Raw genomic sequence first — 11,440 nt, forward strand, 5'->3', positions numbered from 1 at the left:
CCCGCCCGGGTGCCTAGGCCGGCGGGGTGTCCTGGTGGGTGCCGGGCCGTTCGCGCCAGAACGCCGCCGACGCCGCCCTGCGCACGAGCATCAGCACCACTCCGGCAGCGCTCAGGAAGAGGGCGATGACCAGCGGTGCGCCCAGGCCGAACCAGGCCGTCGAGGAGGCCGCGTTGTGGGGGTCGGCCATGTCGGCGACGGACTCCACCAGCAGCCAGACCAGCAGGGCCGCGCCCACCAGCGGCCCGGCGCCGAGCAGCAGGAAGGGGCGCAGGCCCCGCGTCAGCCGGCGCCGGTACCAGACGGCGCAGGCGATGCCGGTGAGGGCGTAGTAGAAGGCGATGAGCAGCGAGAGCGCGGTGAGGGAGTCGGCGAGGGCGTTCTCGCTGATCCGGTGGATCACCACGTACCAGACGGTCGCGGTGCCGGCGACCCACCAGGTGCTCGTGCCGGGCGTGCCCCGGCGGGGGTCGACGCGGGCGAAGCGGGCGGGCAGGGCGTGGCGGCGGGCCATGGACAGGGCCGTGCGGGAGGCGGGGATGATGGTGGTCTGGGTCGAGGCGAGGGCCGAGGTGCTGACGGCGAGGAGCAGGATCCAGTCCCAGCCGCCGAGGACCTCGTGGGCGAGGGCGGCGAAGACGTCCTCCTCGGTGTCGGCCCGTCCCGCGAGGTAGGCGGTGCCCGCGTAGGCGACGACGGCCACGGCCACGGACAGGTAGGTGGCGAGCAGCACGACGGTCGACCAGATGCCCGCGCGGCCGGGGGCGTTGGCGGAGTCCTTGGTCTCCTCGGTCAGGTTGAGGGCGGACTCCCAGCCCCAGTACGCGAACACGCCGAGCAGCAGCCCGCCGGTGAGGGCGGAGCCTCCGGCACCGAAGGGGTTCAGCCAGCCGGCGGCGGGGCGTACGGCGTCCAGGCTCCCGGTCCCGGCGTAGACCCGGTACAGGGCGACGGCCGCGAACACGACGAGGCAGATCACCTGGAGCAGGACGAGCACGTTCTGGAAGCGTGCCGAGGCCTCGGTGCCCCGAACGCAGAGCCAGGACATCACCAGGATCAGCAGGACGGTCAGGACCTCGCGGACCAGCGCGTTCCCGGCCAGGCCGTCGGCGCCGACGGCGAGCAGGCCGAAGCCCACGGCCACGTCCGCGAGGGAGCCGACGACGAGCACCCCGGTCATCGCGATGGCCCAGCCGCCCAGCCATCCGGTGGTGGGGCCCAGGGCGCGGGTGGCCCAGGAGAAGGTCGTGCCGCAGTCCGGGTCGGAGCGGTTGAGGTAGTGGAAGGCCGAGGCGATCAGCAGCATCGGCACGAAGGAGGCGAGCATGACGCCGGGGGCGTGCACCCCCACCAGGACCACCAGCGGGCCGATGACGGCGGCCAGCGAGTAGGCGGGCGAGGTGGCGTTGAGGCCGATGGCGAGGGCGTCGAGGAAGCCGATCGCGTCGGCCTTGAGCGCGCCGGCCGGGGCGGTGGGGGCGGTGGCCGTCGCGGGTTCGGTGTGCTGCCGGGCGGCGGTCTCCGTGGGGGTGTCTGCGGCCATCGTCCCTCGCTGTGCTGTGTGCGGTGTGCGGGCTGCGCCGCTGCCGGGCGTGGTGTGAACAGGGCGTGAACTGCGAAGAGGAAACCCGCGCGGCCGCTCGGGGGTCAATGGTGTTGGCATAAGGGGCGCCGGAGGGCGCCGGAGCCGGTGGGTTCAGCGGGTGCGCAGGGCCTGGAGACGGGCCTCGGCGCTGGCGAGGAGCATGTCCAGGGCGACCGGGTAGGCGCTGTGGTTCATCCGGGCGGCGAGCAGCCTGCCCGTGGCCGCGATGTGCGGGTACCGGTCGGCCGGCAGCTTGGCGTAGGTGGACTCCCACTGCTGCTCGTCGGAGAGGCGCGAGGCCTCGCTCAGGGCGAGGGCGCCGGCGTCGAGGGAGGCGAAGGCCAGGCTCTGGTCGATGAAGGCGTGGTAGATCAGGACCGCCTCCGGGTCCGGGAAGCCCGCGGTGCGCAGGATCCCGAGGACCGCCTCGTCGGCGGCGATCTCGCGGGGCCGGCCGGTGACGCGGCTGGCGGTGAGCACGGCCGCCTGGGGGTGGGCCAGGTAGGCTCCGTGGATGCGCAGGCCGAGTTCGCGCAGGTCGGAGCGCCAGGTCCCGGTGGCGGTCCATCCTTCGAGGGCCCGTCCGATCAGTTCCTCGCCGATGGCGAGGGTCAGGCCGTCCATGCCGTCGAAGTAGCGGTAGAGGGTGCTGGGGTCGGCGCCGAGGGCGGCGCCGAGCCGGCGGGCGGAGAGCCCGGCGCTGCCGTGTTCGCGCAGCATGCGCAGGGCGGTGTCGACGATCAGCCGTTCGGACAGGACGACGCCCTGCCGGGTGGGACGCCGCCGCCTGCGGGCGTCCTCGGGGACCACCGGTTTCGCCATCGCACACCCTCCCGGTCTTATGCCAACACCATTGACCTTATCTCGCGGGCCCCGCTTTCATCCCTCCCGAGGGGCACGGACCTTCGTGGACCCCGCTGAGAGAGGGTTTCGTCATGCGTGTTCTGCTTGTGGGCGCCGGCGGCGTCGGTACCGCGATCACCCGGATCGCGGCCCGCCGGGACTTCTTCGACCACTTCGTGGTCGCCGACTACGACCTCGCCCGCGCCGAGGCGGCCGTCGCCGCCCTCGACGACTCCGCCGGCCGGTTCACGGCCCGCCGGATCGACGCCTCCGACCAGGCGGCGGTGGCCGCGCTCCTCACCGAGGAGCGGTGCGACGTGCTGTTGAACGCCACCGACCCGCGCTTCGTGATGCCGCTGTTCGAGGCGGCCCTCGCCGCGGACAGCCACTACATGGACATGGCCATGTCGCTGTCGCGGCCGCACCCCGCCCTGCCGTACGCCGAGTGCGGGGTCAAGCTGGGCGACGGGCAGTTCGCCCGGGCCGAGGCCTGGGAGAAGTCGGGCCGGCTGGCGCTGGTCGGCATGGGCGTGGAGCCCGGCCTCTCGGACGTCTTCGCCCGCTACGCGGCTGACGAGCTGTTCGACGAGATCGAGGAGATCGGGATCCGTGACGGGGCGAACCTGACCGTCGAGGGCCACGAGTTCGCCCCCTCGTTCAACATCTGGACGACGATCGAGGAGTGCCTGAACCCGCCCGTGGTCTGGGAGCGCGAGCGCGGATGGTTCACCACGGAGCCGTTCAGCGAGCCGGAGGTGTTCGACTTCCCCGACGGCATCGGCCCGGTGGAGTGCGTCAACGTCGAGCACGAGGAGGTGCTGCTGGTCCCGCGCTGGGTCGACGCGCGGCGCGTCACCTTCAAGTACGGGCTGGGCGAGGACTTCATCGGCAAGCTCAAGACCCTGCACGCGCTGGGCCTGGACTCGACCGAGCCGGTCACGGTCCGCGGTGCGGACGGCGCTCCGGTACGGGTCTCCCCGCGCGACGTGGTGGCCGCCTGCCTGCCCGACCCGGCGACGCTGGGCGAGCGCATGTCCGGCAAGACCTGCGCGGGCACCTGGGTGAAGGGCACCAAGGACGGCCGGGCGCGCGAGGTGTACCTGTACCACGTGGTGGACAACCGGTGGTCGATGCGCGAGTACGGCTCCCAGGCCGTCGTGTGGCAGACCGCCGTCAACCCGGTGGTGGCCCTGGAGCTCATGGCCGGCGGTGTGTGGGCCCGGGCCGGGGTGCTCGGCCCCGAGGCCTTCGCACCGCGCCCGTTCCTGGACCTGCTCACGGCGTACGGCTCCCCGTGGGGCGTCCGGGAACAGGGCTGAGCCGCCCCGCTCCGCGGCGGCGGCACTGTCAGGGAGCAGGAGCAGCAGCCCGTCCCAAGCGCAGTACGCCGTCCGGGAGTTGCCGGGCCGTGCCGGCGGCCCCGGCGGGGGGCCGGGCCGTGGGCAGGGGTTCGAGGTGCTCGCAGTGCCAGCCGGCGGCCTCGAAGGCGTCGAGGTCGGGGAGGCCGTGCAGGGTCAGGGAGGTTCCGGCGGTGCGGGCGGCGGCGGTGAGGGTGCGGGCGGAGGCCGGGGAGAGGACGTCGCAGATCCACGCGCTGCCGGCGCCCGCCGCCCCGGCCACCGCTGCCGCCAGGGCGCGGACCTGGTCCGCGGTGAGGTAGGTGAGCAGCCCCTCGGCCAGCAGGAGGGTCTGGCGGCCCGCGACGCGGGGCCGCAGGAGTGCGGTGAGGGCGGCGGGTTCGCGCAGGTCGCAGCGGAGCCGCTCCACCGGGACGCGGGCCGTCGCGGCGGGCAGCAGGCGGTCCTTGAGGTCGAGGACGGCGGCGCGGTCGACTTCGGTCACCCGGCAGCCGGGGGGCCAGTCCAGCCGGTGGGTCCGGGCGTCGAAGCCCGCGCCGAGGTTGACGCAGGCGTCCCAGGGCCCGTTGCGGAGCAGCCCGGAGAGCATGCGGTCGATCACGAGGGTGCGGGCGACGACGACGGACGGCCCCGCGGTGTGCCGGGTGACGCGGACGACGGAGTCCGGGCAGAGGCGGGCGAAGCGTTCGGCGTAGGGGTCGCGCAGCACGCCGTCCGGGTCGGCCGTCGCGCGGGCCCGGGCGAGCGCGGTGAGGAAGGCGGTGTCCGGGACCTCGTCGGCGTCCGGCGGGCCGGTCCGCGGGGCGGGGGGCGGGGAGCCTGCGTCCGGCACCGCTACTCCCATCGGAACAGCCGCGCGGCGGCCACCGTGCCCAGGACGACCACGCCCGCGAGCACGCCCAGGTCGAGGGCGACGTCGGCGGGACCGTCCAGCCAGGCGTGCTGGAGCAGCTCGACCGCATAGGTCGCGGGCAGCGCGGCGCTGATGGTCTTCATGGCGTCCGGGAAGATCTGCAGCGGGATGGTCGCCCCCGACAGGAAGATCATCGGGAAGTAGACCAGGTTGGCGATGGCCACCGCCGCGCGTTCGGACGGGGCGACCGCGGCCACCACTCCCCCGAGCGCGTACATGGCCAGGGCGCACAGCAGCAGGGCCCCGGCCGTCGCGGCGGCGGCCGCGGGGGTGGCCGGCAGGTGGAGTCCGAAGAACAGGTACCCGGAGGCGACCAGCAGCAGGGCTCCGAGCAGGGTCAGCGCGAGGTTGACCAGCCCCTGGGCGACGAGGAAGGCGGACGCGTCGACCGGGGTCGCGCGGAAGCGTTTGAGGACCTTGCGGTCGCGGTACTCGGCGAGGCCGAGCGGGAAGCTCATCAGCCCGGTGACGGCGACGACCAGGACCAGGTAGGCGGGCACCGACATGTCCACCGTCCCGCGCCCGCCGAACTCCTTGGCCGGTTCGTTGCCGTAGATCCCGCCGAACATGCACAGCATCAGCACCGGGAAGGCGAGGGCGAAGAAGACCGGGGCGAAGTTCCGCCGCATCCGCCGCCCCTCGAACCGCACGATCGGCCACAGCACCGACATCTCAGGCCCCTTCCTTCACGGCGGCGGCGCCGACCAGGCGCAGATAGGCGTCCTCGAAGCCCGGGGTGCGGCGGCTCACCGCCGACGCGGGGAGTCCGGCCCGTGCCAGCAGGCCGACGATGCGGTCGTAGTCGGCGGGGTAGCTGCCCGCGAACTCCAGCCGGTCCGGCGCGCCGGGCAGCAGGGTCAGTCCGAGGCCGGCGAGCCGCTCCTCGATCCCGGCGGCCCGGCCGGGACCCGGCCCCCCGAGCTCGACCAGGAAGGTGGAGGGGCCCCCGTGCGCCTCGGTCAGCTTCGCCGGGGTGTCGAGCGCGACGAGTTCCCCGGCCCGCAGGACGCCCACCCGGCCGCACAGCGCCTCGACCTCGTCCATCGCGTGCGAGGTGAGCAGCACCGCGACCCCGCGGGCGGCGAGGTCGAGGACCGAGCGCCAGGTCTCGCGGCGCTGGTGCGGGTCGAGGCCGGTGGTCAGCTCGTCGAGGACGACCAGGCGGACGTCGCCGATCTGGGCGAGGGCCAGGGCCAGCCGCTGGCGCATGCCGCCGGAGAGGTCGGTGATCAGGCTGCTGCGGCGGTCGGCGAGGCCGAAGGTCTCCAGCAGGGCGGCCGCGGCGCCGGGCGTGCGGTAGACCGCCTCGTAGAGGTCGCACAGTTCGCCGACCCGGGCCCGGCTGGGGAACTGGGACTCCTGGAGCTGCATGCCGAGCAGCCGGGTGACCGCGGCGCGGTCGCGGCGGGGGTCGTGGCCGCAGACCGTGACGGTGCCGCCGCGGACGGGCCGCAGGCCGCCGACGGCCTCGACGACCGAGGTCTTGCCCGCGCCGTTCGGCCCGATGAGCCCGAAGACCTCCCCGGGGCGGATCCGGAACGAGACGTCGCGGACGGCGGTGAAGGTTCCGTAGGCGACGGTCAGCCGGTCGGCGTGCACGACGGGGGCCGGCGCCGGGTCGGTGGCGGGCGGCGGTCCGGCGGGCGGCTGGTCGGTGGTCACAGGCTGAGCCTCCCGGGGGCCGTGCGCGCTCCCGCTGCCGGGGAGGCGCTGAGGTTGGTGTAGAAGCCGGCGAACGACATGTGCAGCACGAGGGCGGGCAGCACGCCGCCGGTGGCGATGGTCAGCAGGCCGCCGACCGTGCCGAGGACGAGGCTGGAGGTACCCAGCACGTAGGCCTGGATGCGGGTGGAGACGAGGGCGACCTGGCCGGCCGCGAACAGGATGGTGCTGAACCCCAGGGCGAAGGCGGGGCCGGCGCCCAGCGCCCCGAGCCCCAGCAGGACCGCCCCGCGGAAGAGGACCTCCTCGAACAGGGCCGCGGCCGCCGGGACGGTCCACCGGGAGTGCCGGGGCAGGGCGAGGATCGCGGAGATCCACTGGATGCGGGCGATTTCACCGGGGACGTCCGCCCGCGGGTGGACCCGGTAGAGCAGGGACACGCACAGGATGGTGGTGCTGGAGGTACCGAGGACCGCCAGCAGCAGGGCGAGCGCGTCCCCGGGCGCGGGGACGGCGAACACCTGCCGGAGCGCGAGCGGTGTGGCCGCCAGCAGCACCGCCAGGGCCAGGCCGCCCAGCACCAGGTAGACGAGGGTGCCGAACACCGCGAAGGCCGGCTCCGGGCGCAGCCGGGTCCAGCCGGCCAGCCACAGGGCGGTGCGCCGCCGCCGTGCCGGATCGCCGAACGGCAGCCGGTACAGGGCCAGCCAGAGGGCGACCGCGCCGGTGGTCAGCGCGGTGAAGGCGGGCACGCTCATCCGGCGGACTCCCGTCCGGCGGCCGCACGCGCCCGGTGCGCGTGTTCCCGCTCCCGCTCCTGCTCCCGTTCCTGGCGGACGGCCAGGGCGAAGACCGTCCCGTTCTGCGCGAGGTGCGCCACGAGCGGCACCGCCAGGCTGCCCGACACCACCAACAGCAGCCCGAACACCGCCCCGGACAGGGCCTTCTGCGCCACCGCGAGCCCCCCGAAGAACAGGTGTCCCACCGCGTACGCCACGGCGGCCACCGCGACCGCGACACCGGCCGGCAGGTGGAGGCGCTCGTGCAGGACCCCGATCCACAGGCCCCGGTACAGGAGTTCCTCGGCGACCGCGGTGGCCAGCACGGACACCGCGTACCCGGCGCTCGCGGCGCCGCCGTCGCGGTGCACCGCGAGCCGGGGCAGGCCCGCCCCGGCCGCCAGCCGGGGCAGGGCGCCGACCGCGAACTCGGCGCCGACCAGCGCGGCCCCCACCGCGGCCGCGGCCGGCAGCCAGAGCACGCCGGGGGCCCGGCCGGGGAGCGCGCCCGGGAGGAAGCCGCCGTCGGCGGCGACGGCGAGGGCCGCCGCCGTCACCACCAGGTAGGCGGCCGGGACGCCCGCCAGCCCCCGCCGGGCGGCCCGTATCCGGTCCGCTCCCGCCTTCGCCGCGGGGCCGAACGCCGTGGCGACGCGGATCAGTTCGGCGGGCGCGACGGTGGCCGCCAGCACCAGCAGTTCAAGGGAGCGGGTGGGGGACCACATGGGTCACACCCCCGTGCTCTCGTATCCGCGGATGGTTCTTCGGCGGGAACCCGGGCAGGCACATGCTCAGCAGCTCCGGGACGACCGCCCGGACCACGCGCCACGGGGTGTCGGCCAGCTCCGGCGGGGTGAAGTCCAGGTAGCCGGCGAACTCGCCGACACCGCCGAGGTCCTTCAGGAGCCGGCGGATCGCCGCCGTGTCGCCGTCGGCGTAGCCGGGCAGCGCGGCGAAGCCGGTGCGGCCCTCCACGCGGCTCTCCACCGCGGTGAGTTTGCGCCGTGCGTCCCCGGGGGCGGCGAACCACAGCACGTTGGTGTCCAGGTCGGTGTAGGCCGAGCCGTGCTGCGCGAAGTGCACGTGGGGCAGGTCGAAGACGGTGCTGAACATGCCGATCCCGAGGATGGCCGCCGCCTCCGCCGCGCCGCGCAGCAGCGCCCGCCGCGGGTCCGGGTCGGCCTGGAGCCCGAAGGCGATGTAGGGCAGCTTCCCGTCCCGGCGCACCAGGGTCACCCCGATGTTCGGCAGCGGCAGTTCCGGCCGGGTGAGCAGGCTCGCCCGTACCTCGTACGGCCCGTCCGGGGCCAGTCCGGCCGCCTCCAGCAGCTCGTGGCCGTCCGCGTCGAGGTCGATCAGCGGGGCCTTGGCGTCGGTGTACCAGTTGAGGATGAACGCGTCGATCTGCACGGCTTCGACGAGGGCGCCGAGCAGGGCCTTGTCGAGGGAGACGTGGGCCGCGGTGCCCGTCGAGAAGGACGGGGTGAACAGCTTGTCGCCCGCGACCGGTTCGCTGCGGAAGCCGAGGAAGACCAGCTGCGCCGGCAGGTACACCTCCTCCCCGGGCCGGGTGAGCGAGGGACAGGCGATCCACGCGATCACGTCGTCCTCGCCGGGCGGGACGGGCGAGTACCGGGGCATCATCCGGGCGATCCGCTCCTGCTGTCCGGCGTCGAAGACGCCCAGCAGTTCCAGGGGCGCCACGCGGTGCCGGGAGGACAGCGCACGGTAGGAGGCGTATTCGATCCGGTCCGCGAACAGCGGCATGGCCATGATCGCCGCGTAGCGCTCGACCGCCTCGCCGGTGAGCCGGGTCACCGCCTCCTCGTGGGTCGAGCCGTAGCCGGCCAGGTGGTACTGCATCTGCATGTGCGGGTCGTCCAGCGCCAGCCGGTGGTACTGGGGCATCGCGGCCGTGGCCGAGCGCAGGTACGGCTCGCCCTCCACGGCGGCGACCGAGACCAGCATGCCGGGCAGGATCCCGCCCTGGTTGCCGCCGATCCGCCCGTAGCGGGCGAGCGCCGCGCCCATCCCGGGGTGGCCCAGGAGCGGGATGCCGCTCATCGGCCCCCTCCGAGCGCCTCGCGCACGTGGTGGTCGACGATCACCCGGCTGTTGAAGTTGATCTCCCGTACGACGTCCCTGGCGACGTGGCCGCAGGCCGGGCAGGTCCCGATGCGCAGGACGTCCTGCGCCTGGATCTCGTACGTGGGCAGGTAGATGCTCAGCGCCCGGCCCAGGAAGCGCGAGGTGCCGAGCGAGCGCAGCAGCACGGCCTCGTTGACCAGATGGGCGCAGACCAGCGACTCCACGCCGTTGGCCCGTCCCGTGCCGCCGGGGGCGGTGGCCCCGACCATGCTGTGGTAGCCGATGTGGTCCTCCAGCCGGGCGAGGGAGCGCTGTTCGAAGCACTCCAGGCAGCCGGTGCGCGGGCTGTCGGCGCCCACGACGGTGGCGAACGGGCCGTCGACCAGACCGACCACCACCGGCTTCTCCAGGTGGCAGGCGAGGCGGTTGAGCGCGCGCAGCGCCAGGATCGAGGCCTGCCCGAGGTGGACCACCAGCGCGTCGCAGTGCGCCACGGTCGCGCTCAGCCGCTTCAGCGCGTCCGCCGCGGCCAGACCGCCCGTCCCCGAGGTCAGGTCGGCGGCGTGCAGGGCGTCCAGGAAGTCCGCCGGCAACGGCTCCAGCGGCAGGTCCAGCGCCTCGGCCTGGGCGGCCACGTACGCGGCGGCGCTGGGCGAGTCCGCCGCGAAGGCGACCGTCGCCGCGGCCGATTCGGCGGCGCCGTACAGGTCCAGGTTGCCGAGCAGGGCCCGGGCCATGTCCGCGCCGCGCTCGGACGGACGGTCGTACGCGAGGAACCCGGCCTGGCGCAGCTCGTTGACGGCGAGCTCCAGGTTGGCGCGCTCGACCGGGGTGAGGCCGGCGGCGTCGGCGAAGGTGCCGTCGGCCGGCTTGCCGGCCGCCAGCGTCTCGAACAGGGCGGTCATCGCGGCCCGGACCGCGGGCGACTCGGCCCGCAGGTCGACGTTGACCTCGGAGAAGTTCCATATGCCCCAGCGCAGCCGGATGACGCCCGGCTCCACGGCGAGCAGCCGGACGGAGGTGGCGAGGAGGACTCTCGAAGCGGAGGGTGCGGGGGTCATGGCTCAGGCCTCTCCGTGTCCGAGGAGCGTCAGGTGGATCACGTGGCGCGAGGTGCCGTCGCAGCCGAGTTCCCGTTCCAGCGACTGCTTGTCGTACCCGCCCTGGTCGCAGCCGATCAGGCCCAGCGAGGTCCGGGCCAGGTGCACGTTCTGGGAGATCCCGCCGGCCTCGATCAGCCCGAAGACCAGTCCGCTGTCCCCGTACTTCTGCGAGTTGGAGTACAGGTCGTAGACGTAGACCAGGGCCAGGGCCGCCTTGTCCGCCTCGACGTCCTTGGTCTGCAGCTGCCGGGCCAGCTCGACCGGCCGCGGCTGCGGCCGGCAGGGGAACAGGGTGTGGCTGTGCGGCTGGTAGGCGTACGCTCCCGGCGCCAGGCCCTTCACGTGCTGGGCGAGCACGGCCACCCGGACCGGGTAGAGCCCGCCGCCGGAGGGCGCGTTGCGCAGCGCCACGGCGGCGTCGCCGTCCTGGGCCGTGGGCACCGGCAGGCTGCCCGAGATCCCTTGGGCGTGCCACAGCACGGTGGCCAGGTCCTCCAGCGTCACCGGCTTGCCCGAGAAGCCGCGGCCGCTGCGCCGGCCGGCGACGGTGTCGGTCAGGCCGCTGCGCAGTCGCCGGTGCGGGGGCAGGGCGACCGCCCCGTCGAGCCGCTCCTGGAGGTCGTTGTGCGCGGTGGAGAGGACGGCGTCGTGGCCGTAGAACCGGGACACCCCCAGCTGCATCCCGAGATCGCGCCCCCCGCGGCGGTGGTTGAGCAGCAACTCCTCCCCCACGAAGCCGTGCACGGCCGGACTCCACCTCCCCCGGACCACCGACTCCGGCGCCCGTACCACCGTCGTCGCGCTGTACATCGACACGGAGGTGTGCTGCTGGCCGAAGGCCGCCACCGTCGCCAGGTGGCTGTTGCGGCCCAGGTGGTCGGAGACGGCTTCCTGCGAGTCCTTCAGTGACATCTCGGCCTTTCCTTCGACGACGGGGTGCGCGCGTGAGGGCAGGGCGTCGAGCGGGGCCGGCGACCCCGCCCGACATCGGCGGCTACCAGCTGCAGCACGAGCTGCAGCAGCAGTTCCCGCCACCGCAGGTGGTGCTGGCGCCCGGAGCGACCTGGACGAACGCACCGCCCGTGGCGGTGCTGCCGACCTGGCCGGAG

At 74.4% G+C, this 11,440-nt stretch carries 11 protein-coding genes; 1 reads left to right on the forward strand and 10 read right to left on the reverse strand.

All coding sequences use genetic code 11. The annotated features are described in order from the left end of the window. Positions 1-13: 13 nt before the first annotated feature. Positions 14-1,543: an APC family permease gene (locus tag ACFY0O_RS36755; RefSeq protein WP_388955215.1), complete on the reverse strand. Its 1,530-nt coding sequence runs from the start codon at positions 1,541-1,543 to the stop codon at positions 14-16. Positions 1,544-1,696: 153 nt separating this feature from the next. Continuing rightward, the gene (locus tag ACFY0O_RS36760) at positions 1,697-2,407 is read right to left on the reverse strand and encodes a TetR/AcrR family transcriptional regulator (RefSeq protein WP_388955217.1); all 711 of its coding nucleotides are present in this window, start codon (positions 2,405-2,407) and stop codon (positions 1,697-1,699) included. 113 nt (positions 2,408-2,520) lie between these two features. On the opposite strand from ACFY0O_RS36760, the gene ACFY0O_RS36765 reads away from it, so the two are divergent. Beyond that, positions 2,521-3,747: a saccharopine dehydrogenase family protein gene (locus ACFY0O_RS36765; protein ID WP_388955220.1), complete on the forward strand. Its 1,227-nt coding sequence runs from the start codon at positions 2,521-2,523 to the stop codon at positions 3,745-3,747. 28 nt (positions 3,748-3,775) lie between these two features. Here the strand turns inward: ACFY0O_RS36765 and ACFY0O_RS36770 are convergent, their stop codons facing one another. Genes ACFY0O_RS36770 through ACFY0O_RS36805 form a run of 8 tightly spaced genes read right to left on the reverse strand, consistent with a single transcriptional unit; the run spans position 3,776 to position 11,243 of the window. After that, complete coding sequence (locus ACFY0O_RS36770) at positions 3,776-4,618, reverse strand: class I SAM-dependent methyltransferase (protein ID WP_388955223.1); 843 nt, start codon at positions 4,616-4,618, stop codon at positions 3,776-3,778. A 2-nt stretch (positions 4,619-4,620) separates the two neighbouring features. Beyond that, positions 4,621-5,370 (reverse strand): ABC transporter permease, encoded by a 750-nt coding sequence (locus ACFY0O_RS36775; RefSeq protein WP_388955226.1) that lies wholly within the window; start codon positions 5,368-5,370, stop codon positions 4,621-4,623. 1 nt (position 5,371) lies between these two features. Continuing rightward, complete coding sequence (locus tag ACFY0O_RS36780) at positions 5,372-6,361, reverse strand: ABC transporter ATP-binding protein (RefSeq protein ID WP_388955228.1); 990 nt, start codon at positions 6,359-6,361, stop codon at positions 5,372-5,374. Then, positions 6,358-7,119, reverse strand: a complete 762-nt coding sequence (locus ACFY0O_RS36785; protein ID WP_388955230.1) for a type II CAAX prenyl endopeptidase Rce1 family protein — start codon at positions 7,117-7,119, stop codon at positions 6,358-6,360. Before ACFY0O_RS36785 ends, ACFY0O_RS36780 begins: the two co-directional genes overlap by 4 nt. After that, the gene (locus ACFY0O_RS36790; RefSeq protein WP_388955233.1) at positions 7,116-7,865 is read right to left on the reverse strand and encodes a type II CAAX prenyl endopeptidase Rce1 family protein; all 750 of its coding nucleotides are present in this window, start codon (positions 7,863-7,865) and stop codon (positions 7,116-7,118) included. The genes ACFY0O_RS36785 and ACFY0O_RS36790 overlap by 4 nt, the downstream gene beginning before the upstream one ends. After that, positions 7,840-9,204 carry a YcaO-like family protein gene (locus ACFY0O_RS36795; RefSeq protein ID WP_388955236.1) on the reverse strand — a complete coding sequence of 455 codons (1,365 nt, stop codon included), beginning with the start codon at positions 9,202-9,204 and terminating at the stop codon, positions 7,840-7,842. The genes ACFY0O_RS36790 and ACFY0O_RS36795 overlap by 26 nt, the downstream gene beginning before the upstream one ends. Beyond that, a complete protein-coding gene (locus ACFY0O_RS36800) occupies positions 9,201-10,289 on the reverse strand; it encodes a hypothetical protein (protein WP_388955238.1) in 1,089 nt (362 codons plus the stop codon). The genes ACFY0O_RS36795 and ACFY0O_RS36800 overlap by 4 nt, the downstream gene beginning before the upstream one ends. A gap of 3 nt (positions 10,290-10,292) precedes the next feature. Continuing rightward, positions 10,293-11,243 carry a SagB/ThcOx family dehydrogenase gene (locus ACFY0O_RS36805; protein ID WP_388955241.1) on the reverse strand — a complete coding sequence of 317 codons (951 nt, stop codon included), beginning with the start codon at positions 11,241-11,243 and terminating at the stop codon, positions 10,293-10,295. Positions 11,244-11,440 lie beyond the last annotated feature (197 nt).

The organism is Streptomyces sp. NPDC001594 (genome assembly GCF_042893675.1).
Classification (GTDB): Bacteria; Actinomycetota; Actinomycetes; order Streptomycetales; family Streptomycetaceae; genus Streptomyces.

Bases quoted from the DNA above. Each gene is read 5' to 3' on its own strand.
- ACFY0O_RS36755 (WP_388955215.1), bottom strand. From the start codon at position 1,543: ATGGCCGCAGACACCCCCACGGAGACCGCCGCCCGGCAGCACACCGAA.
- ACFY0O_RS36760 (WP_388955217.1), bottom strand. From the start codon at position 2,407: ATGGCGAAACCGGTGGTCCCCGAGGACGCCCGCAGGCGGCGGCGTCCC.
- ACFY0O_RS36765 (WP_388955220.1), top strand. From the start codon at position 2,521: ATGCGTGTTCTGCTTGTGGGCGCCGGCGGCGTCGGTACCGCGATCACC.
- ACFY0O_RS36775 (WP_388955226.1), bottom strand. From the start codon at position 5,370: ATGTCGGTGCTGTGGCCGATCGTGCGGTTCGAGGGGCGGCGGATGCGG.
- ACFY0O_RS36785 (WP_388955230.1), bottom strand. From the start codon at position 7,119: ATGAGCGTGCCCGCCTTCACCGCGCTGACCACCGGCGCGGTCGCCCTC.
- ACFY0O_RS36790 (WP_388955233.1), bottom strand. From the start codon at position 7,865: ATGTGGTCCCCCACCCGCTCCCTTGAACTGCTGGTGCTGGCGGCCACC.
- ACFY0O_RS36795 (WP_388955236.1), bottom strand. From the start codon at position 9,204: ATGAGCGGCATCCCGCTCCTGGGCCACCCCGGGATGGGCGCGGCGCTC.
- ACFY0O_RS36800 (WP_388955238.1), bottom strand. From the start codon at position 10,289: ATGACCCCCGCACCCTCCGCTTCGAGAGTCCTCCTCGCCACCTCCGTC.
- ACFY0O_RS36805 (WP_388955241.1), bottom strand. From the start codon at position 11,243: ATGTCACTGAAGGACTCGCAGGAAGCCGTCTCCGACCACCTGGGCCGC.